Origin of the sequence: Halarcobacter sp. (assembly GCF_963676935.1) — a bacterium.
Lineage (GTDB): Bacteria > Campylobacterota > Campylobacteria > Campylobacterales > Arcobacteraceae > Halarcobacter.
The window spans coordinates 2407588-2427849 of sequence record NZ_OY781470.1; the positions used below are offsets into that span (position 1 = coordinate 2407588).

At 30.0% G+C, this 20262-nt stretch carries 22 protein-coding genes and 5 tRNA genes; 5 read left to right on the forward strand and 22 right to left on the reverse strand.

Annotated features, from left to right (window positions below; all coding sequences use genetic code 11):
- Positions 1–102: 102 nt before the first annotated feature.
- From rplL to mraY, 15 genes are all read right to left on the reverse strand, one after another.
- Positions 103–480, reverse strand: coding sequence for a 50S ribosomal protein L7/L12 (rplL, locus tag ACKU4C_RS11800; protein WP_321312240.1), 378 nt, complete (start codon positions 478–480; stop codon positions 103–105).
- A gap of 59 nt (positions 481–539) precedes the next feature.
- A complete protein-coding gene (gene rplJ, locus ACKU4C_RS11805) occupies positions 540–1028 on the reverse strand; it encodes a 50S ribosomal protein L10 (protein ID WP_321312241.1) in 489 nt (162 codons plus the stop codon).
- A gap of 153 nt (positions 1029–1181) precedes the next feature.
- Positions 1182–1880 (reverse strand): 50S ribosomal protein L1, encoded by a 699-nt coding sequence (rplA, locus tag ACKU4C_RS11810; RefSeq protein ID WP_321312243.1) that lies wholly within the window; start codon positions 1878–1880, stop codon positions 1182–1184.
- 70 nt (positions 1881–1950) lie between these two features.
- Entirely contained in the window at positions 1951–2376 is a 426-nt protein-coding gene (rplK, locus tag ACKU4C_RS11815; RefSeq protein ID WP_321312245.1) for a 50S ribosomal protein L11, read from the reverse strand.
- Between the two features lie 105 nt (positions 2377–2481).
- Complete coding sequence (gene nusG, locus ACKU4C_RS11820; RefSeq protein WP_321312247.1) at positions 2482–3009, reverse strand: transcription termination/antitermination protein NusG; 528 nt, start codon at positions 3007–3009, stop codon at positions 2482–2484.
- Between the two features lie 10 nt (positions 3010–3019).
- On the reverse strand, positions 3020–3202 hold the full coding sequence (gene secE, locus ACKU4C_RS11825; RefSeq protein ID WP_321312249.1) for a preprotein translocase subunit SecE: 183 nt from the start codon (positions 3200–3202) through the stop codon (positions 3020–3022).
- Between the two features lie 70 nt (positions 3203–3272).
- Positions 3273–3348: transfer RNA gene (locus ACKU4C_RS11830), tRNA-Trp, on the reverse strand.
- Positions 3349–3378: 30 nt separating this feature from the next.
- Positions 3379–3549, reverse strand: coding sequence for a 50S ribosomal protein L33 (rpmG, locus tag ACKU4C_RS11835; protein ID WP_320034979.1), 171 nt, complete (start codon positions 3547–3549; stop codon positions 3379–3381).
- Positions 3550–3558: 9 nt separating this feature from the next.
- On the reverse strand, positions 3559–4767 hold the full coding sequence (tuf, locus tag ACKU4C_RS11840) for an elongation factor Tu (RefSeq protein WP_321312252.1): 1209 nt from the start codon (positions 4765–4767) through the stop codon (positions 3559–3561).
- A 240-nt stretch (positions 4768–5007) separates the two neighbouring features.
- Positions 5008–5084 (reverse strand) — tRNA-Gly (locus tag ACKU4C_RS11845).
- Positions 5085–5093: 9 nt separating this feature from the next.
- A tRNA-Tyr gene (locus tag ACKU4C_RS11850) sits at positions 5094–5178 on the reverse strand.
- A gap of 66 nt (positions 5179–5244) precedes the next feature.
- A tRNA-Thr gene (locus ACKU4C_RS11855) sits at positions 5245–5321 on the reverse strand.
- 15 nt (positions 5322–5336) lie between these two features.
- Positions 5337–5412, reverse strand: a tRNA-Phe gene (locus tag ACKU4C_RS11860).
- Between the two features lie 57 nt (positions 5413–5469).
- On the reverse strand, positions 5470–6630 hold the full coding sequence (murD, locus tag ACKU4C_RS11865) for a UDP-N-acetylmuramoyl-L-alanine--D-glutamate ligase (RefSeq protein ID WP_321312254.1): 1161 nt from the start codon (positions 6628–6630) through the stop codon (positions 5470–5472).
- Positions 6631–6669: 39 nt separating this feature from the next.
- Positions 6670–7731 (reverse strand): phospho-N-acetylmuramoyl-pentapeptide-transferase, encoded by a 1062-nt coding sequence (gene mraY / locus ACKU4C_RS11870; protein WP_321312256.1) that lies wholly within the window; start codon positions 7729–7731, stop codon positions 6670–6672.
- Between the two features lie 158 nt (positions 7732–7889).
- Here mraY and gpmI point away from each other — a divergent pair, with 158 nt between their 5' ends.
- Genes gpmI through ACKU4C_RS11885 form a run of 3 tightly spaced genes read left to right on the forward strand, consistent with a single transcriptional unit; the run spans position 7890 to position 12071 of the window.
- Complete coding sequence (gpmI, locus tag ACKU4C_RS11875; protein ID WP_321312258.1) at positions 7890–9365, forward strand: 2,3-bisphosphoglycerate-independent phosphoglycerate mutase; 1476 nt, start codon at positions 7890–7892, stop codon at positions 9363–9365.
- Positions 9365–10063, forward strand: coding sequence for an ATP-binding cassette domain-containing protein (locus tag ACKU4C_RS11880; RefSeq protein ID WP_321312260.1), 699 nt, complete (start codon positions 9365–9367; stop codon positions 10061–10063). Before gpmI ends, ACKU4C_RS11880 begins: the two co-directional genes overlap by 1 nt.
- A gap of 1 nt (position 10064) precedes the next feature.
- The gene (locus ACKU4C_RS11885) at positions 10065–12071 is read left to right on the forward strand and encodes a PBP1A family penicillin-binding protein (protein ID WP_321312262.1); all 2007 of its coding nucleotides are present in this window, start codon (positions 10065–10067) and stop codon (positions 12069–12071) included.
- Positions 12072–12205: 134 nt separating this feature from the next.
- Here the strand turns inward: ACKU4C_RS11885 and glnA are convergent, their stop codons facing one another.
- The 5 genes from glnA to ACKU4C_RS11910 form a co-directional block, all read right to left on the reverse strand.
- A complete protein-coding gene (gene glnA / locus ACKU4C_RS11890; RefSeq protein ID WP_321312263.1) occupies positions 12206–13633 on the reverse strand; it encodes a type I glutamate--ammonia ligase in 1428 nt (475 codons plus the stop codon).
- Positions 13634–13768: 135 nt separating this feature from the next.
- Positions 13769–14569: a histidinol-phosphatase HisJ gene (hisJ, locus tag ACKU4C_RS11895; RefSeq protein ID WP_321312265.1), complete on the reverse strand. Its 801-nt coding sequence runs from the start codon at positions 14567–14569 to the stop codon at positions 13769–13771.
- Positions 14566–15816: a diguanylate cyclase gene (locus ACKU4C_RS11900; RefSeq protein ID WP_321312267.1), complete on the reverse strand. Its 1251-nt coding sequence runs from the start codon at positions 15814–15816 to the stop codon at positions 14566–14568. The genes hisJ and ACKU4C_RS11900 overlap by 4 nt, the downstream gene beginning before the upstream one ends.
- On the reverse strand, positions 15816–16268 hold the full coding sequence (locus ACKU4C_RS11905) for a molybdenum cofactor biosynthesis protein MoaE (protein WP_321312269.1): 453 nt from the start codon (positions 16266–16268) through the stop codon (positions 15816–15818). Before ACKU4C_RS11905 ends, ACKU4C_RS11900 begins: the two co-directional genes overlap by 1 nt.
- A gap of 21 nt (positions 16269–16289) precedes the next feature.
- Positions 16290–16511 carry a MoaD/ThiS family protein gene (locus ACKU4C_RS11910; RefSeq protein WP_321312271.1) on the reverse strand — a complete coding sequence of 74 codons (222 nt, stop codon included), beginning with the start codon at positions 16509–16511 and terminating at the stop codon, positions 16290–16292.
- Between the two features lie 70 nt (positions 16512–16581).
- Between ACKU4C_RS11910 and ACKU4C_RS11915 the strand changes: the two genes are divergently transcribed.
- Together ACKU4C_RS11915 and ACKU4C_RS11920 are read left to right on the forward strand one after the other, a co-directional pair.
- Positions 16582–17244 (forward strand): MqnA/MqnD/SBP family protein, encoded by a 663-nt coding sequence (locus ACKU4C_RS11915; protein ID WP_321312273.1) that lies wholly within the window; start codon positions 16582–16584, stop codon positions 17242–17244.
- Positions 17241–18011, forward strand: coding sequence for an undecaprenyl-diphosphate phosphatase (locus tag ACKU4C_RS11920; RefSeq protein WP_321312274.1), 771 nt, complete (start codon positions 17241–17243; stop codon positions 18009–18011). Before ACKU4C_RS11915 ends, ACKU4C_RS11920 begins: the two co-directional genes overlap by 4 nt.
- Here the strand turns inward: ACKU4C_RS11920 and ACKU4C_RS11925 are convergent.
- Positions 17991–19010, reverse strand: coding sequence for a UDP-N-acetylglucosamine--N-acetylmuramyl-(pentapeptide) pyrophosphoryl-undecaprenol N-acetylglucosamine transferase (locus tag ACKU4C_RS11925; protein ID WP_321312275.1), 1020 nt, complete (start codon positions 19008–19010; stop codon positions 17991–17993). The two genes, ACKU4C_RS11920 and ACKU4C_RS11925, sit on opposite strands and share 21 nt — an antisense overlap.
- The gene (locus tag ACKU4C_RS11930; RefSeq protein ID WP_321312277.1) at positions 19007–20245 is read right to left on the reverse strand and encodes an FtsW/RodA/SpoVE family cell cycle protein; all 1239 of its coding nucleotides are present in this window, start codon (positions 20243–20245) and stop codon (positions 19007–19009) included. The genes ACKU4C_RS11925 and ACKU4C_RS11930 overlap by 4 nt, the downstream gene beginning before the upstream one ends.
- Positions 20246–20262 lie beyond the last annotated feature (17 nt).

Sequence of the window (20262 nt, forward strand, 5' to 3'; positions counted from 1 at the left end):
TTAAAATTTCCTTAGAAATTCTAACCTTAGCCCTCAAAGATGCTAATCTTTATACAAGGCAAAAAGCCTTGTATAACAGGATACAAGATACTTACTTAAGAATTATGCTAATTCTACAGTAGCTCCTGCACCTTCTAATTCAGTTTTAGCAGCTTCAGCGTCTTCTTTAGAAACACCTTCTTTTACAACAGCACCAGCTTCTTCAGCCATAGCTTTTGCTTCTTTTAATCCAAGACCAGTTAACGCTCTAATTACTTTAATAACGTTAATTTTCTTAGCTCCAGCGTCTTTTAACACAACGTTGAATTCAGTTTTTTCTTCTGCAGCTTCAGCAGCTCCACCAGCAACTGCTCCACCAGCAACTGCAACAGGTTGTGCAGATACACCAAATTTTTCTTCAAATTCTTTAACTAATTCTGATAATTCTAATACAGATAAACCAGAGATGTATTCTAATACGTCTTCTTTAGAAATTGCCATTTCATTTTTCCTTGTTTTATTTTTTTATTTATTTTTAATTTTATAAATGCGTATTTAAATTACGCAGCCTCTTCTTCTTTTTTCTTTCTAAGAGCATCAAGCCCAATTGTAAAGTTAGTAACTGGAGCCATCCATGTAGCAGCAAGCATACCAAGAAGTTCTTCTCTAGATGGTAATTTAGCAAATGCATTAACTCTAGCAACATCTGCAATTTCACCTTCAATGATACCAGATTTAATTGCAAATTTGTCTTTATTTGCTAAAGCAAATTTATCAGCAACTTTACAAGCAGAAATTTGATCTTCAGACCATAAGAAAATGTTGTTTCCAGATAATTCAATATCACCTAATTCAGCATTTTTTACAGCAACTGTAACTAATGTGTTTTTAGCAACTTGAACTTTAACACCAGCTTCTCTAGCGTCTTTTCTTAAACCTTCTAACTCTTTGTGAGAGATTGCGTTATAATCACAAACTACGATAGCTTGAGACTCTTTAAACTCAGAAGACAAGAAATCAATTACTTCAGCTTTTTGTTGTTTAGTCATTTATATTTCTCCTTTCAAAACATCCAACTTCGGCAGGTTTTACAAAATACAGGAGTAGTATTTAACCCACTATCTTCAGTTTTTAATGTAGTGCTTTGATTAACACTCAAACGTGGGGATAATATCCCCACTATTGAATGTTAAATAATTTAATTATTTAATATCCATTAATTCTAATACATCAAGATTGATTGATGGTGACATTGTTAATGAAATTGCAGCATTAGTAATGTATCTACCTTTTGCAGATGCAGGTTTTGCTTTGTTAATTGCACTAACGAATGCTTCAATATTTTCTTTAATTGCTTCTTCTGAAAATGATACTTTACCAACAGCAGCATGCATATTACCTTTTTTATCAACTCTATATGCAACTTGACCACCTTTAGCATCATTAACTGCTTTAGTAACATCCATAGTTACTGTACCAGTTTTAGGATTAGGCATTAAACCTTTTGGTCCTAAGATTCTACCTAATTTACCAACTAGTCCCATACAATCTGGAGTTGCAATTAATACATCAAAATCAATGTTCCCAGCTTGTACACTTTCTACTAAATCATCATTACCAACAATATCAGCACCAGCAGCTTTAGCTTCATCCATTTTTGCACCTTTAGCAAAAACAGCTACTCTAACAGTCTTACCAGTACCATTTGGAAGTACAACAGCACCTCTAATCATTTGGTCAGCATGTCTTGGGTCAACGTTTAAGTTTAATGCAACTTCAACTGACTCATCAAATTTTGCTGATTTTAATTCTTTGATTTTTGCACAAGCTTCTGCAAATGCATAATCTTTATCTTCAATTTTTTCTAATAACGCTTTATATCTTTTTGAAACTTTTGCCATTTTATTCTCCGCAATTTTTTTATTTTTTTTTGCTACCGCTGTTTAAAGCCTAGTGGTCGGGCTTGTTATATTATAACTCTATATCAATTCCCATTGATCTAGCTGAACCAGCAACAATTTTTGCAGCTTGTTCTTTATCATCAGTATTTAAATCTGCGATTTTCATATCAACGATTTCCATGATTTGGTCTTTATTTAATTTACCAACTTTGTTTTTAAGTGGATTATCAGAACCTTTTTTAACACCAGAAACTTTTTTAATTAAGTCAGTCATTGGTGGTTGTTTTAATGTAAAAGTAAAGCTTTTATCATTGTAAACAGTGATTTCAACTGGAATAGTAAAACCACCTTTATCTTTTGTTTTTTCATTAAATGCTTTACAAAATTCCATGATGTTAATCCCTCTTTGACCTAGAGCAGGACCAACAGGTGGTGATGGATTAGCAGCACCAGCTGGAATTTGAAGTTTTAATATTCCGTCAACTTTTTTAGCCATCGTATTTCCTTTTTAAATTTTTTTTATTGTTTTTAATGATTTAGGCATTAGGCAAGAAAACTCAAAGGAAGCTGAAGTTTTTTTGCCTAATGCCTAAAAATGTTTTTATACTACTCTTTCTACTTGAGTGTAATTTATTTCAACTGGAGTATTTCTTCCGAAAATTGAAACATTTAGTTTTAATAGTCCTGAAGCCATATCGAAATCTTCAACTACACCATTGAAGTTTGCAAATGGACCTTCATTGATTCTAACCATTTCACCCTCATCAAATGAGATTTTTGGTTTAGCAGCAGCTCTATTTTGAACTTTGTCTAAAATTGAATCAATATCTTTTTTTGATAAAGGAGTTGGTTTTTTAGATTCACCAATAAATCTTCCAACTTTTGGCATTGATTGGATTCGATGCCATAATGCTGTATCTAAATCAATTTTAGCAAAAGCATATGCTGGATATAAAGGTCTTTCTACAATTGTTTTATTACCTTTTTTAACCTCGATTAAATCTTCTGTAGGAACTAATACTTCAGAGATTTTACCATCAGCCATCTCTTCTGCTAATCTTTCTAATGCTCTTTTTACAGTTAATTCACTACCTGAGTGAGTTTGTATTGCATACCATTGTTGTGCCATCAAATATTCCTTAGTTCATTACAGCAGATAAGCTTAGAGACATAATTGCATCAATTAATGCTAAAAATAGAGAAATCACTGTTACAACTACAAATACAGAAAGGTAAGCAGATCTAATTTGCTCTTTGATAGGGAAAATAACTTTTAAAAGTTCATCTTTAGCATTTTTATAATAAGTTTTTAATTTATTCACAATTGACTCCAGTTTCTAAGCTTGATAAATTCTTTTAAAAGAAGTCAATACTGCTTTTAAAAAAATTTAGTGGCAGGCCAGACAGGACTCGAACCCGTAACCATCGGATTTGGAATCCGGCGCTCTACCATTGGAGCTACTGACCTGGTTACAAACCACAAAGGCTAAGTAAAGTCTTACGACTTTAACTTAACTTCTTTATGAATTGTGTGTTTTTTTAATCTTGGGCTATATTTTTTAATAGCCATTTTTTCTGTGTATGTTTTTGGATTTTTATAAGTAGTGTAGTTGATATCACCACACTCTTCACATTTTAGTCCAATCTTAATACTTACTCCGTTTGCCATACTTTATCCTTACTTGATGATTTCAGCAACAACTCCAGCACCAACAGTTCTACCACCTTCTCTAATAGCAAATTTAGTACCTTTTTCTAGAGCAACTGGAGCAACTAATGAAACAGTCATCTCAACGTTATCACCTGGCATAACCATTTCTGTACCTTCTGGTAAAGTACAAGAACCAGTAACGTCTGTTGTTCTTACATAAAATTGTGGTCTGTATCCTGAGAAGAATGGAGTATGTCTACCACCTTCCTCTTTAGAAAGGATATATACCTCACCTTTAAATTCAGTGTGTGGAGTAATTGAACCTGGCTTAACAAGAACTTGTCCTCTTTGAACATCTTCTTTTTTAATACCTCTTAAAAGAATACCAGCGTTATCACCAGCAACACCTTCGTCCATCTCTTTTCTGAACATTTCAATACCAGTTACAGTAGTTTTTTGTGTATCTCTCATACCAACGATTTCAATCTCTTCGTTTAGTTTGATTGTACCTTTTTCAATTCTACCAGTTACAACTGTACCTCTACCTTGAATAGTAAATACATCTTCTACAGGCATTAAGAAATCTTGATCAGCATCTCTTTCTGGAGTTGGGATATAAGCATCAACTTCATCCATTAATGCATAGATTTTTTCTGACCACTCACCAGCAGTACCAGATTTAGCTTCTTCTAAAGCTTGGAATGCAGATCCAGCTACGATTGGAGTATCGTCACCTGGGAAATCATACTCAGATAATAATTCTCTAACTTCCATTTCAACTAATTCTAACATCTCTTCTTTATCTTCATCATCAAGTTGATCTTCTTTGTTTAAGAATACAACGATGTATGGTACACCAACTTGTTTAGATAATAGAATGTGCTCTCTAGTTTGAGCCATAGGTCCATCAGTTGAAGCAATAACTAAGATAGCACCATCCATTTGTGCAGCACCAGTAATCATGTTTTTAACATAATCGGCGTGACCTGGACAATCTACGTGTGCGTAGTGTCTAGTTTCAGTTTCATACTCAACGTGAGAAGTAGCAATAGTAATTCCTCTTTCTCTTTCTTCTGGAGCATTATCAATTTGATCATAATCCATAGTTGCTTGACCATTTTTAAGCCCTAAACACATAGTGATTGCAGCTGTTAATGTAGTTTTACCGTGGTCAACGTGACCAATAGTACCAATATTTACGTGCGGTTTACTTCGCTCGAATTTTTCTTTTGCCATAAAATTCCCCTTAAAAAATTTTGGTTGTTATTGCCCTCTGAGTAGATAAGTCCAATAACTTCTCTATTCAGAGGGGATGTTTACTATTAAAATGCCTACAAAAAAAGCAATATTTTTTTTGTGGACTGGTATTTTACTTAAAAAATACTAAAAAAAACTTTAATGGGAGATTTTTTATAAAAAAAGGGAGTTATAAAAATGCGTTATAACTCAGCTCCCAGTAATCAATAAATAAATTAATGGAGCGGGAAACGAGACTCGAACTCGCGACAATCTGCTTGGAAGGCAGAGGCTCTAGCCAACTGAGCTATTCCCGCAACATTACGTGGTGGTGAGAGAAGGATTTGAACCTTCGAAGCCATAGGCGGGAGATTTACAGTCTCCTGGATTTGACCACTCTCCAACCTCACCGTTGAAAAAATTATTGTTCTGGTCAAGCGCTGATCTTTTTAAGATTACGCACGACATTAATAAAAATGGAGCTGGTGAAGGGAGTCGAACCCCCGACCTGCTGATTACAAATCAGCTGCTCTAGCCAACTGAGCTACACCAGCGTCCAATAATTTAAGTGGTGGCGCGGGGCAGAATCGAACTGCCGACACAAGGATTTTCAGTCCTTTGCTCTACCGACTGAGCTACCGAGCCATACGCTTTTTGAATGCGTCCTTCTTAAATTGGAGTGAAATTATATACAGTAATACATTAATTTAAGCTTAAACTGGAAACAAATTTTTTAAATTCTTTTCCTCTTTGTTTATAAGAACTAAATTGATCAAGGGATGCAGCAGCTGGTGAAAGGATAGAAACTGCGTTTTTGTCGTGTTTTTTTGATATTTCTTCTACTGCTTTTTCTAGAAGATTACATTGGAAATTTTTTAATTTATATTCATTACAATATTTAGAAATTCTTTCACTATTAGTTCCTATTGAATAAATTTCAATTTTATAATCTTTTAAAAACTCAAAAAGGGGTTTTAAATTTGCGCCTTTGTCATCTCCACCTAAAATTAAATATATCTTTTTATCTTTATATGATGGAAGTGCATTAATTGTCGCATCTATATTTGTAGCTTTACTATCATCCACCCACAATCTATTTTGTTTATCATAAAACTCTTCTACTTTATGTTTATCTACTTTATAAGTATTTATCTTTTCATAATCAATTTCATCAAAAACTATTTTTTTTGTAGCTAAAGCTAATAAGGCATCTAATAAAAAAGGTTCTTTAAAATCAATTTTTTCTTTTTCTATATTAAAATATGAACATAAATCATTACTATCTTTATATGTAATCTTCATTGCACTTGTAGGATAATCTTTATACTCTTCAGGTATTATTACGATTTCACCCTCAACCATCATTGACAAGGGTTTTAATTTTGCTTCTTCATATTCTTTAAAACTTCCATGCCAAGAGATATGATCTTCAGATATGGGTAACAATACATATAAGTTGGGTTTTGCTATGTTTGTATAATGAAAGGTGAAAGAAGAGGTTTCAAGAATCCATATAGGTGCATTTTTATCTAAGCTGGTAATTGGTGTGCCAATATTACCTCCACAAACACTACCTTTAGATTCTAATAGATGTTGAATCATTTGTGTAGTTGTAGTTTTTCCATTAGTTCCACTAATCCAAATAGAAAAAGGCATATCGTTAAAAAGTAAATCATAATCACTTTGAATATTTTTTGCTTTTTTAACCATTTCATTAAAAGGTGGAATACCTGGACTTACAATAGTTATATCATCTGATTCTAAATCATATTTATCAAAATCACTATCATCATATAACATAACATCATCATATTTATTTTTAATAGCTTGTGCGGTTAATCCCTTACCAAGTACTCTTATCATAATATCTCCTAGCTTTTCAGCTTTTTTATTATATAACCATTATCTAATTTTTAGACTCAATAAAGCAACTAAATTTGCCATAAAAGAAACAATCCAAAATCTAACTATAATTTTATTTTCTTTCCAACCCTTCTGTTCAAAATGGTGATGAATTGGAGCCATTAAAAATATCCTTTTTTGTCTAAGTTTATATGAACCAACTTGTAATATTACAGATACTGTCTCTATAACAAATACAAGTCCTATTAGTACAAGTAGTATTTCAGATTTTGCTACAATTGCCATATAACCCATAAATGCTCCTAAAGGTAAAGAACCACTGTCACCCATGAATACTTGTGCAGGGTGACAGTTATACCAAAGAAATGCTATCAAAGAGCCTATAAGAGCTGAGCCTATTATTGCTAACTCCCCTGAGGTTTGAATACTAGGTAATAACAAATATGATGAAAATATAGCATGTCCACTTACATACACTAAACCAGAAAGAGTTACAAATGCAATTATAGAAGGTACTGTAGCTAAACCATCTAATCCATCTGTAAGATTAACTGCATTTGAAGCTGACACAATAACCAGCATCCAAAATGCAATAGCAAAATAACTCATGTCAAAAAGTGGATATTTATAAAATGGTGTATATAAAGTAGTTGTATGATGATAAACGACTAAAACAATAGAAACAATGCAAGCAGCTAAAAATTGTAAAATTAGTTTTCCTTTTGGGGTTAATCCAGCAGAATTGCTATTTTTTAAAATCTTAGAGATGTCATCTTTAAATCCAATAAAAGAGAATCCACCCAAAATCAAAAGTGCTCCCACCACATAAAAATTGTTTAATTTTACTGTTAATAAAGTTGCAATTATTGTAGAAAAGGTAAAAACAACTCCACCCATTGTTGGAGTTCCTGCTTTTTCTTGATGAGATTCAGGTGCATATTCATAAATAGGTTGTGAAGCCTTTTTTGACCTTGCCCATTTAACAAACTTAGGAAGTAAATACATTGTTAAAAAAAATGAAATAAAAAATGCAATTCCCGCACGCACAGAAATATATTGAAATATATTTATATCTAGATGTCTATAAAACCAATAAAACAAATTTAAGCCTTCAATTTCAGGAAAGGATACTCCTGAGTTTTAAAAAACCCCAATCTCTGCCTTTAGACAAAGATATATATTTTCAGCAAATATAGGAGTTAGTTTTGGTATAATCCGCGAAGATTATAATACAATATACTTTTTAAAAGGTTTAAACAATGAGCAAAAAAGCAATCTTAGTAATTACCGATGGTATAGGGTTTAATGAATCAGAAAGTTATAATGCTTTTGTAAATGCAGAAACTCCTACATACGATTATCTATTTAAAAATGTACCTTATTCATTAATCCACACATATGGTAAATATGTTGGTTTACCAGATGGACAAATGGGAAACTCTGAAGTTGGACATATGACAATTGGTAGTGGTAGAGTATTGTACCAAGACTTAGTGAAAATTAATATGGCTATTGAGAATAATACATTAAAAGATAATGAAATTATAAAATCAACAATAAAAACTTCTAATAATATTCATTTAATTGGACTTTTAAGTGATGGTGGAGTTCATTCACATATAGAACATATAATAGCCCTTGCAAAAATTGCAAAATCAAATAATAAAAAAGTTTTTATTCATGCAATAACTGATGGTAGAGATGTAGCACCTAATTGTGCAGGAAAATATATTAAACAAATTTTAGATATTTGTGATGAAGATATAAAATTAGCAACAATTGCTGGAAGATATTATTCTATGGATAGGGATTCAAGATGGGAAAGAGTTCAAAAAGGTTATGATGCTATAGCTTTTGCACAACCCAAAATTTCTACAAGTCCATTAGATTTCATAGAAAATTCATATAAAGAGGAGATTTTTGATGAATTTTTAATACCAAGTGCTTTTGAAGGGTATGAAGGCTTATCTGAAAATGATGGAATAATTTTTTGTAACTTTAGAAGTGACAGAATGAGAGAGATATCAACTGCAATGGCAAATAGCAATTTTACTGAATTTAAAAGATTTGAAGATAAGTTAAATATTGCAACTATGACACAATATGATAAAAACCTTCCTTTACCAGTAATCTTTCCAAAAGAAACACCAAAAAATACTTTAGCAGAAGTGATATCTAATGCAGGTCTAACTCAACTTCATACAGCTGAAACAGAAAAATATGCCCATGTAACATTCTTCTTTAATGGGGGAGTTGAAGAACCTGTATTAAATGAAAGTAGAGTTTTAATCCCTTCTCCCAAAGTAGCAACATATGATTTAAAACCAGAAATGAGTGCGCCTGAAGTAGGTGTTGAAGTTTTAAAAGCTATGGATGAAAATACTGATTTTATTGTTGTAAACTTTGCAAATGGAGATATGGTAGGACATACTGGTGTTTATGAAGCTGGTATAAAAGCAGTTGAAGCAGTTGATAAAGAGATTGGTTTAATTATTGAAAAAGCAAAAGAGAAAGATTATAGTTTAATATTAACAAGTGATCATGGAAACTGTGAAATGATGAAAGACAATGAAGGTAAAACTCTAACTAATCATACAGTAGGAGATGTATTTTGTTTTGTAATGGCTGAAAATGTATCTAAAGTTAAAGAGGGAAGCTTAAATAATATTGCACCAACAGTATTAAAACTAATGGATGTAGAGAAACCTGCCCAAATGGATGAGGCTTTAGTTTAATGCAAGAAACTGTAGAGATAAAACATCTTAAAATTTCAACTCAAGAGAAAGATTTAGTTGATATAAGTTTTAAAATAGAAAACTCTACAGCACTTATAGGTCAAAGTGGAAGTGGAAAGTCTTTGACCTTAAAATCAATACTAAACCTTCTTCCATCAAATTTAAATTTGAAATTCGATTATAATTCATCTTTTGAGTTAAATAGTAAAAATATAGGATTTATTCCACAAAACCCTTTTACTTCACTTTCTCCTATGACAAAAATTAAAAATCAATTTTTTTGTGAAAAAGAGAAAAAAGAGGAACTATTTAAACTTGTAGGACTTGATACAAAATTTTTAAATAGATTTCCAAGTGAACTTAGTGGGGGACAACTTCAACGGGTAGTTATAGCAATTGCACTTAGCAATGAAATAAAATTTTTACTTTTAGATGAACCAACAACAGCTTTAGATGAAAATTCAAAAAAAACAATTTTAGAATTAATATATAAGTTACAAAAAGAGTTAAATATACTAACTCTTTTTGTAACTCATGATATAAATTCAATAAAAAATATTTGCGAGAATATCATGATTATAAAAGATGGAGTGATTATTGAAGAGGGTGCTACAAATGAAGTACTTAATAATCCACAATCTTTTTACACAAAAGAGCTTATAAACTCAACTTTCGAAAACAAAGATTTTAGGGAATAATATGATTAAATATATTTTTACATTTATACTATTAGTTGGTATTGCAATCACAGGGTGGCTATTAAGTTTATATAATGATATTAGAGGTGATATAGATAAAGTTGTTAATTACAATCCTCCAAAAACAACGCAGTTTTTTGATAAAGATGGAAATTTAATTGCTAATATATTTAAAAAAGAACATAGACTATATGTAAACTATGATGATATTCCAGCTAGAGTAGTAGAAGCACTTGTAGCAATAGAAGATACACATTTTTTCGAACACCATGGAGTAAATCCAGATGCTATTAGTAGAGCAATGATTAAAAATATTAAAGCTATGGGTTATGTTGAGGGAGCTAGTACTTTAACACAACAATTAATAAAAAGTGTTGTGTTAAGTAGAGAAAAAAAATTGATGAGAAAAATCAAAGAAGCTTTACTTGCAATAAGACTTGAAACAATATTAACAAAAGAAGAGATTCTTGAAAGATATTTAAATCAAGTATATTTTGGACATAGTTATTATGGTATTCGTACTGCAGCACAAGGTTATTTTAGAAAAGATTTATTTGAATTAAATTTAAAAGAGATTGCTATATTAGTAGGACTTCCAAAAGCTCCAAGTTTTTATGATCCAACCAAGAATTTAAAATTTGCCCTAACAAGAGCAAATCAAGTTATAAATAGAATGCATACACTAGGTTGGATAAATGAGGAAGAATATAAAAATTCAATAAACTATATCCCTCAAGTTTATAATGATACTTTAACTAAAAATCAGGCTCCTTATATTGTAGATTATGCAATAAAACTATTGCACAACGATATTGATGATATTAGATCAGGTGGTTATAGAATTAACCTTACAATCGATTTAGATGCACAAAAAATAGCAAGAGAAGCATTGACATATGGATATAATAGAATTATTGATAGAGATAACAAATTACAAAAAAATCCAATTAACAATGTAATAAAAAGAGGTGAAGAAAAAATTCCTGTCGAAGAAGGATATTTTGTAGATTCACTTAATGGTGCATTAGTATCAATAGAAAATAATACAGGTAAAATTTTAGCATTAGTTGGTGGGGTTGATTATACAGAATCATCATTTAATAGAGCCGTACAAAGCAAAAGACAACCAGGATCTGCTGCTAAACCTTTTCTTTATCAAACAGCTTTAGATTTAGGATATTCACCAGCTTCTCAGCTTGTAGATATTGGTAGAACTTATGAATATGAAATTGATGGGGAAGAAAAAATATGGCAACCAAAAAATTATGGTGGAAAATTTAAAGGGATAATAACATTAAGAGAATCCCTAATACACTCAAGAAATCTAGCTACAATTAACTTAGTTACTGATGTAGGTATCGGGGAGATGTATAAAGGTCTTGAAAACTTTGGTATTACAGGTATGCCTAGAGATTTATCAATCACACTAGGTTCTTTTTCTATATCTCCACTTGATTTAAGTAAAGCTTATAGTTCATTTTCCAATGATGGTATTCAAGTTACACCTTATATGATTAACTCTATTACGAATAGTAAAGGTGACACAATAAGTTTTGAACCTCAAACTAAATATGTAGATTCTCCTGAACAAATTTATCTTATGAAAACAATCTTAAAAGATGTAGTTCAAAGAGGAACAGGAAGACGTGCAAAAGTAAAAGGATTAGAACTTGCAGGAAAAACAGGAACAACAAATAGTAATGTTGATGCATGGTTTTGTGGTTTTTCTCCAACTATCCAAACAGTTGTCTGGTTTGGGAAAGACAATAATGCTCCTATGAGAAGAAGCGAAGGTGGAGGGACTACAGCAGCTCCTTCATTCTCTTATTTTTATAAAAAATACTTGGAGATACATCCTGAAATACAAAGAGAGTTTGAAATGCCTGATAATGTTAAAACATCTTATGTAAATGGTCACAAAGAATACTATACAGAAACATCTCCTTTACCTAAAGTACAAATGCCTGTTATTAATAAATCTTCTTCAGGAGAGGTAATAGAGTTCTAATACAAGAACTCTATTTTTTATTTAATCACTTTTTATTTTTATCTAAATCCAATAATCATATTTTCAAATTATTTTAGACATAAAAAAAGGCTAGCCCAAATTGGACTAGCCTTTTTTTCTTTTGTATCAAGATACTAACAAGAATAAGTTGATTTAAATTCGAATGCAGTTGGTCTAGCTTCGTCAGGCCAAACTTGAGTTTCAAATTTATAGTGTTGATATGTATCAATCATTTCTTGAGAGAATACAGGTTTTAAGAAATCATTATCTCTAATTAATGCTTCTAAAGATCCTCTTAAAGTATGAGGCATTTGAGGAATTTTTCTTTCTCTAATTTCATCTAATTCTAATTCAAATAAGTCATCATCCATTGGACCTACAGGCTCGTATTTATTTGCGATACCATCAAGACCAGCCATTAACATTGCAGCAAATGCTAAATAAGGACAAGAAGTTGAATCTGGGAATCTCATTTCGATTCTAGTCGCTTTTTCACCTGCACCATAAGGAATTCTACAAGATGCAGATCTGTTTTGTGAAGAGTAAGTTAAGATTGAAGGAGCTTCAAATCCTGGGATTAATCTTTTATAAGAGTTAGTTGATGCATTAGTAAATGCAGCAACTGCACGAGCGTGTTTAAAGATACCACCAATATAATGTCTAGCAGTTTCACTTAAATTACCATATTCACCTTCAGAATAGAATAAGTTTTTACCCTCTTTCCAAATAGATTGGTGAACGTGCATACCATTACCATTATCACCAAATAGTGGTTTTGGCATAAATGTACAAGATTTACCATTTAAGTGTGCAACCATTTTACAAACATATTTATATTTTTGTACATTATCAGCAGCTTCAATTAAATCTCCAAATACAACACCAATCTCACCTTGAGCTTGTGCAACTTCATGGTGACCAAGTGTAACTTCTAGACCTACTTGCTCTAAAATTTGCATCATTTCTGCTCTTAAATCTACCATAGAATCTGTTGGTTGTACTGGGAAGTATCCACCTTTAGTTCTAGGTCTATGCCCCATATTCCCCATTTCATAATCAGTTGCATCAGACCAACAACCCTCTTCAGAATCAACTTTATAGTAAGATTCATTAATATCATCAATAATTTTTACATCATCAAAAATAAAGAACTCATTTTCTGGTCCAAAATAAGCTACGTCACCTAATCCTGATTCTGATAAGTGTGATAATGCTTTTTTTGCAATAGATCTTGGACATTTTTCATATAATTCATTTTTATAAATATCATATACATCACAAAATAAAATAATTGTTGAATCAGCTGTAAATGGATCTAAAAATGCAGTTTCAACATCTGGTTTTAAAATCATATCTGATTTATTAATTGGCTGCCATGCGTCAACTGATGAACCATCAAATGGCATACCGTTAGTTAAGTTATCTTCATTTACCGCACTTAACATATAAGTTAGATGATGCCACATACCTTTCATATCTGAAAATCTAAGATCAACAAATTTTACTTCGTTCTCTTCACAATATTTGAAAAACTCTTCAATATTATTAACAAATTTTCCCATGTTTTTAACTCCTTAAAATAATTATGCATAATTGTATCTAAATAAAGAAAAATATAAATAAAGTTTCTGTTTAAAAAATATACAATGAAATATTTTTTATTAACTATAGCTTAAATATTAGTAGTATTCAGCTGTTTAAAATTTAACTAGTTTCCTATCTCTTTCTTTAAATATTGCGCAATAATTATATCCAATTTTCCTTGCAATTTCTGTAACTTTATCATACATAAATCCAATTTGCTCAATTTCATGTGCGTCAGAAGAGAATGTAATAGGAATATCAAGTTCAAATGCTAATTCTAATAATTCTTTAGATGGATAAGCTTCACAAATAGGCTTTCTAAAACCTGCTGCATTTATCTCTATAACCATTTCTGATTTTTTTATTTCAATTAGTGCATCTTTTGCCAAAACTTTAATATCTTTATTAGGTAAATATTTGAACACTTTAATCAAATCTAAATGTCCTACTATATCAAAATGTTTACTTTTTGCTAGTTGTTTTATAGCTTCAAAATAATCAATCCAAATTTCATCAATATTTTTTTCTTTATATTTTCCTATAAATTCAGGATTATCAAACCCCCATAGATTATTGTTTGATTCTTGAATAAAATGTACAGAACCTATTAGATAATCAACTTTAGAATTTAATACCTCATCAAGCATTAGAGAACTATTTTGCATAAAATCAACTTCATAAGCTTTTAAAATTTCAATTTTATTTTTATATTTTTCTTTTAAAAGATCTATGTTGTTTTCATATTCATCTTTTTGACTAATATCCATTCTATATTTTGGATCAAAGGGCATTGGTGCATGATCTGAAAAACCAAATACATCAATATTTAAGTCAATTGCCTTTTTCACAAACTCTTCCATGGTTCCATTCGCATGATTGCACAAAGGTGTGTGATTGTGTAAATCTACTCTCATTTATATACTACCTTATTTCTTCCATCTTCTTTTGCTTTATAAAGAAGCTTATCAGAGTTTTGTATCATTAAATCTAAATCTTTATCATCTTTAAAAGAACAACCAATAGATATAGTAAAGTTTATTTTTTTCTTTTCTATTTCAAATTGATTATTTTGAAACTCTTCTCTTAATATCTCTAATCTATCTACTACTGAGTTTTCATCTTCATTAATAAAAAGTATACAAAACTCTTCTCCACCTAACCTTACTACTAATTCACCACGATTAAATTGATTTTGTAAGATTTGAGAGACCTCTTTTATTACAACATCTCCTACATCATGTCCATATTTGTCATTTATAGATTTAAACTTATCAATATCTATTAAGGCTAAGAAAACTTTTTGATTTTTATATATCGCTTCTTTAATAAGAGTATTCCCATATTCAAAAAGATACCTTCTATTAAATAAGTTACTTAAAAAATCTCTATTGGCTCTATTTTTTAACTCATCAAATAACTCTAGTATTTCTATATTTGCATTTATCCTAGCAAATAATTCTTCAGAAGTAAACCCTTTATATAAAAAATCATTTGCACCATATTTTAAAAATTTTGAAGCTGTATTTTTATTTTTAATACCTGAAGTTACAATTATAGATAATTCATCTTTTGTGTACTCTTTTCTTACTTTTCTTATTAATTCAAGTCCATCCATATATGGCATATAATAATCAGTCAAAATTAGCTTAATATCTTTATTATTTTTTAATATATTTAAAGCTTCTTTGCCATTTGTTGCAGTAAAAACAGTTAATCTATATCTTTCTATTAATTCTTTTGTATTTTCTAAAAAAGTTCTTGAGTCATCAACTAAAAGAACTTTTACTTTTTGATTATTGATTATTCTTCTTATTACAGAGATTGTATATTTAAAAGAATATATTCCATCTTTAACAACATAATCAACAATATTTTTACTTTTGTTTTTAATCTCATCTTCTACTAAAGTTGATCCAGTCAAAATTACAATTGGAATATTAAATTTTGTCACAAAATCTACAATTTCACCATCTTTAGAATCAGGTAATCCCAAATCTAATAAAGCTACATCAAATCTACCTTTAAATTCCAATAAAAGTTTTGCGCACTCTTTAACTGATACACCAATTGTTGTATGATATCCCAGTTCCTCTTTTATCATCAAACTTAAAGTATTTGCAACCGATTTACTATCCTCAATTATTAATACTCTTTTTGACATTATTTTAATATACCTGCACCTTGTATTGGAGTACTTCTATCTTCTGCATATACTCTTTTCCCATTCAAAATATCATATTTCCAGATAGGAGCTGAAGCTTTAAAATCTTCTACAAATTCATCTATCATCTCTAATGCAACTCTTCTTTTAGGACTACATACCCCTGCAATATATGAACTCTCATGATTTAATACATCACCACGACTATGTGCCATTAGAACTACTGCATTTTTTTCTTTTGCTTTTTCTTGCCAAGACTCAAACCATTTTTTTAAAATTGGCTCATATATATCAAAACTTAATCCATCAATTTTATTTTCATCTCGTACAACTCCAATAAATGTTATAACTGCACCATAATTTGAATCTTTAAACTCACTGTACCATTCATTTGTTATTTGTTCAACAGGTAAAGAACCATCAAAAAGTTGTAATCTATTATCTATACTCATAATCTACTCTTAATTTAGATATCACCCACCACAAACGGGAGGTAATAAAGAGACTCTATCTCCATCTTTTAAATCTACATCTTTTGAACTTACAAGTGTATCATTAATTGCAACTGCACAATTTTGAAGCCAATTAGATATTTCTGTATCATTTTTCAATATATTACTTAATTCATTTAAATTTTTTATATCAAGATTTATTGCTTCTTTATTAATAGGTCCTAAAAATTCAATTTTCACCATATTAACTCCTTATTTACTTCATTTTAGATATTATATCCAATTAATTTTAATAAAAAGAAGGAACAATAAAATGATATTTGCAAAAATAGATTTTATTAATTTATTGCCTGTTCATGTATATCTAAAGAAAAGAATACAATCAAATCAAATAAAATCAATAATACATTATAAGAAATCATATCCAGCCAAAATAAATAAAAAATTTAAAAAAAGTAAAGTTGATTCTGCTTTTATATCTTCTATTGCTTCAAGAGGAGAAAAAAGACTAAATTTTGGGATTATTGCTAGAAAAGATGTTCAATCAGTGATTTTAATTCCAGGTGAAGAGAAAGCTGATTATCAAAGTGAAACCTCAAATGCTTTAGCAAAAATTTTAAATCTAAATGGTGAAGTTCTTATTGGAGATAAAGCTCTAAAATTTTTCCATGAAAACCCAGATGTAGAAGTTATTGATTTAGCATTGGAATGGAAAAAGAAATTTAATCTGCCTTTTGTTTTTGCAACACTTTGTTACAGAAAAAATGGAAAAATACTAAAAAATATAATGAAAAATTTTGATAAAAGAAAAGTAAAAATTCCTCAATATATTTTAAATGAATATTCTCAAAGAACTAAAGTATCAAATAAAAACATAATTGAATATCTAAAAAGAATAGATTACGATATTACAAAAAAAGAGAAAATTGCATTAAAGAAATTTTTAACACTTACCAAACAAAAAGGGTTTAAATGACAGCACTTGATTCTATTTTTCTTGGCATAATAGAAGGGATTACTGAATTTCTTCCAATCTCATCAACTGGACACCTAATTGTAGCAAGTGAATATCTAGGGATAGATCAAACAAATGTTAATAAAGCTTATGAAGTTATTATACAGTTTGCAGCTATACTTGCAGTTATATTAAACTATCCAAGTAAATTTACCTTTAAACATATAGATTTATGGACAAAAATTTTTATAGCATTTTTACCAATTGCAACTATCGGATTTTTATTTTCAAAACAAGTTAAAGCATTATTTTCACTTGAAATAGTTGCAATTATGTTTATAGTTGGGGGAGTTGTATTTTTAATTGTAGAGAGATATTATGATGAATCCAACCATATAACAAGTGATGTAGAGGATGTCTCTTATAAACAATCACTATATATCGGTCTTGCACAAATCTTTGCTTTAATCCCTGGAACATCAAGAGCAGGTTCATCAATTATTGGAGCAATGTTAGTAGGATTAAACAGAAAAGCTAGTGCTGAATTTTCATTTCTTTTAGCTTTTCCAGTGATGTGTGCAACAACAGGGTATGATTTATTAAAACATCATGATGAACTATTAGTAGGTACAAACTTCACTAATCTTCTAATTGGATTTATTATCTCATTTATAGTTGCTTTTTTAACAATAAAACTATTTTTAAAATTCTTAGAGAAGTTTACCTTTGTTGCATTTGGTATATATAGAATTCTTTTTGGAATAATTTTACTTCTGATCACTTATTAAATCAACAATTGATTCAACAGCATCACAGCTGATTGAATCAACCAGTTTTTTACTTACAGTAAAGTTATCTTTTTTCAATGTTTCTATTAATAACTCTTCACTTAGGTCTTTTTCTCTAGAGATATAACATAAACCTTTTTCTTCCAAAAATTTAGCATTTGTATATTGATGGTCTCTTGCTGCGTAAGGATAAGGTACAAATAAAGTGGGTAAAGAGTTTGCACAAAGTTCCCAAAGAGTTGAAGCCCCTGCCCTACTTACAGCAAAATCTGCTATGCTCATTTTTTTTGCTATCTCTCTTGAAAAAGGGAAAACATCAACATTAATTTTCATTTTTTCATACTCTTTAGAAACACGTCCAAAATCGTTTTTCCCAGTTTGATGAATAATCTTTAAACCTAAGCTATCTAATTTAGGTGCAACTTTTAAAGCAAAATTATTTATTGCAGTCGCCCCTTGAGAACCACCTAAGAATATTATAGTTTGAATCTCATCTCTTATTCTTGCATTATCAAAGAACTCTTCTGAAACAGGATAATCTTTTATAGGGGATCTACTATCAAAGGAACTAAAAACTTCAGTAGCAAATCTAGATGTTAATTCATTTAATTTACCCATTACAGAGTTTTGTTCATGTATGTATAGTTTACATCCCCAAGATAAAATTGCGGCAAATGTAGCAGGTGCAGCAGAAAAACCACCAACAGAAATCACTGTTTTAACTTCATTATCATCAAAGATATCAAAACATTTATTCATAGCTTTAATTATTTGAAACAATGAACTTAATTTTCCTAAACCTTTTTTATTTACAACACCCTTTGTTTCTAAGAAATATGATTTATATAATCTTTTATCTTTATCAAACCAATCTTTATCTTGTCCATTTATAGATCCAATAAATATTGGTTTTATACCCCTTTTTGAATACTCTTCAATAAGTGCATCTGCAACTTTTAGATGTCCACCTGTTCCTCCACCTGTTATTACTACTCTCATTGTTGATTAACCTTTTTACTTAAATCTACAGATTTACTAATTGATAAAACTAAACCTATTGCAATTGACATTGCCAACATGGAAGAACCTCCATAACTTAAAAGTGGTACAGCAATACCTTTAATTGGAATCATTCCCGAGATACCATATGAATTTATTAAAAATGCAATTATTATCATAAGTGCTACGCCAATTGTAAATAGATGATATATTTTGTTTTCTACCCTTCCACTTATCCTAAATATTCTAAACACAATTAAAAACATAATCAATGTTATAAATGTTAAACCTAATAAGCCTAGTTCTTCCGTAATACCAGCCAATACAAAGTCGGTGTGAACCTCACTTAAGAAACCTAATTTTATATCTCCTAAACCAATACCTTCACCAAATATCCCACCATTGTGCATAGCATTTAAAGAGTGTGATACTTGATAGGGTTCAGGAAGTTCATCAATACGTAAATAAGCATCTGCCCATGAAGGTAAAATTGAAAGTATCTTATCTTGTACCATTGCCCACCACGAAAAAATTCTTTGTATCCTATGTGGTGCTGCTATAATTAATCCTATAAAAGCAATAATCCCCACAACTCCTAAAGAGACAAAAACTTTATAACTTCTATTTGCAAAAATTAAAAGTATAAATAATATTCCTCCTAAAAGTACAACTTGTCCTAAATCTTTTTGTAAGAATGCAATAATAAACACAACAACAAGAAAAGCAACAAAATATGGAGCTAAAAGAAGCATCTCTTGCTTTAATCCAATTTTTCTAGGAACCTCAATAAGCCTTCTATGAAAAGACCATGATAAAAAATATATAAATCCTATTTTAAAAAATTCTACAGGAGATAAAGAAAATCCTGGAAGTCTAATCCATCTATTTGCTCCACCAGAAGCAGTTACCATAGATGAAGGTAAAAAGGGCATAAGAGCCATAAGTATAAAAAATATAATAAAAAAACCCATACCAACCCTATTAACTATTTTATCTGGATCAATTAATGAAAATCCCCACATAATTAATATTGCCATAACTCCAACAAACATTTGTCTAATAAAAAAATGAAATTGATTATATCCATAATATTCAACTGTATAAATTGATAAAGAGTATGAGAAAATAATACTTATTATAATTAAAGAACTAACCAATAGAAATAGTACATAATCAGCTTCGTAAATTCTCTTGTTGGAATTGTTTCTTTTAATTGTATTTTTGTTAGAATTCATTTTTTATTATATTATAT

Bases quoted from the DNA above. Each gene is read 5' to 3' on its own strand.
- rplL (WP_321312240.1), bottom strand. From the start codon at position 480: ATGGCAATTTCTAAAGAAGACGTATTAGAATACATCTCTGGTTTATCT.
- rplJ (WP_321312241.1), bottom strand. From the start codon at position 1,028: ATGACTAAACAACAAAAAGCTGAAGTAATTGATTTCTTGTCTTCTGAG.
- rplA (WP_321312243.1), bottom strand. From the start codon at position 1,880: ATGGCAAAAGTTTCAAAAAGATATAAAGCGTTATTAGAAAAAATTGAA.
- rplK (WP_321312245.1), bottom strand. From the start codon at position 2,376: ATGGCTAAAAAAGTTGACGGAATATTAAAACTTCAAATTCCAGCTGGT.
- nusG (WP_321312247.1), bottom strand. From the start codon at position 3,009: ATGGCACAACAATGGTATGCAATACAAACTCACTCAGGTAGTGAATTA.
- rpmG (WP_320034979.1), bottom strand. From the start codon at position 3,549: ATGGCAAACGGAGTAAGTATTAAGATTGGACTAAAATGTGAAGAGTGT.
- tuf (WP_321312252.1), bottom strand. From the start codon at position 4,767: ATGGCAAAAGAAAAATTCGAGCGAAGTAAACCGCACGTAAATATTGGT.
- murD (WP_321312254.1), bottom strand. From the start codon at position 6,630: ATGATAAGAGTACTTGGTAAGGGATTAACCGCACAAGCTATTAAAAAT.
- gpmI (WP_321312258.1), top strand. From the start codon at position 7,890: ATGAGCAAAAAAGCAATCTTAGTAATTACCGATGGTATAGGGTTTAAT.
- ACKU4C_RS11880 (WP_321312260.1), top strand. From the start codon at position 9,365: ATGCAAGAAACTGTAGAGATAAAACATCTTAAAATTTCAACTCAAGAG.
- ACKU4C_RS11885 (WP_321312262.1), top strand. From the start codon at position 10,065: ATGATTAAATATATTTTTACATTTATACTATTAGTTGGTATTGCAATC.
- glnA (WP_321312263.1), bottom strand. From the start codon at position 13,633: ATGGGAAAATTTGTTAATAATATTGAAGAGTTTTTCAAATATTGTGAA.
- hisJ (WP_321312265.1), bottom strand. From the start codon at position 14,569: ATGAGAGTAGATTTACACAATCACACACCTTTGTGCAATCATGCGAAT.
- ACKU4C_RS11900 (WP_321312267.1), bottom strand. From the start codon at position 15,816: ATGTCAAAAAGAGTATTAATAATTGAGGATAGTAAATCGGTTGCAAAT.
- ACKU4C_RS11905 (WP_321312269.1), bottom strand. From the start codon at position 16,268: ATGAGTATAGATAATAGATTACAACTTTTTGATGGTTCTTTACCTGTT.
- ACKU4C_RS11910 (WP_321312271.1), bottom strand. From the start codon at position 16,511: ATGGTGAAAATTGAATTTTTAGGACCTATTAATAAAGAAGCAATAAAT.
- ACKU4C_RS11915 (WP_321312273.1), top strand. From the start codon at position 16,582: ATGATATTTGCAAAAATAGATTTTATTAATTTATTGCCTGTTCATGTA.
- ACKU4C_RS11920 (WP_321312274.1), top strand. From the start codon at position 17,241: ATGACAGCACTTGATTCTATTTTTCTTGGCATAATAGAAGGGATTACT.
- ACKU4C_RS11925 (WP_321312275.1), bottom strand. From the start codon at position 19,010: ATGAGAGTAGTAATAACAGGTGGAGGAACAGGTGGACATCTAAAAGTT.
- ACKU4C_RS11930 (WP_321312277.1), bottom strand. From the start codon at position 20,245: ATGAATTCTAACAAAAATACAATTAAAAGAAACAATTCCAACAAGAGA.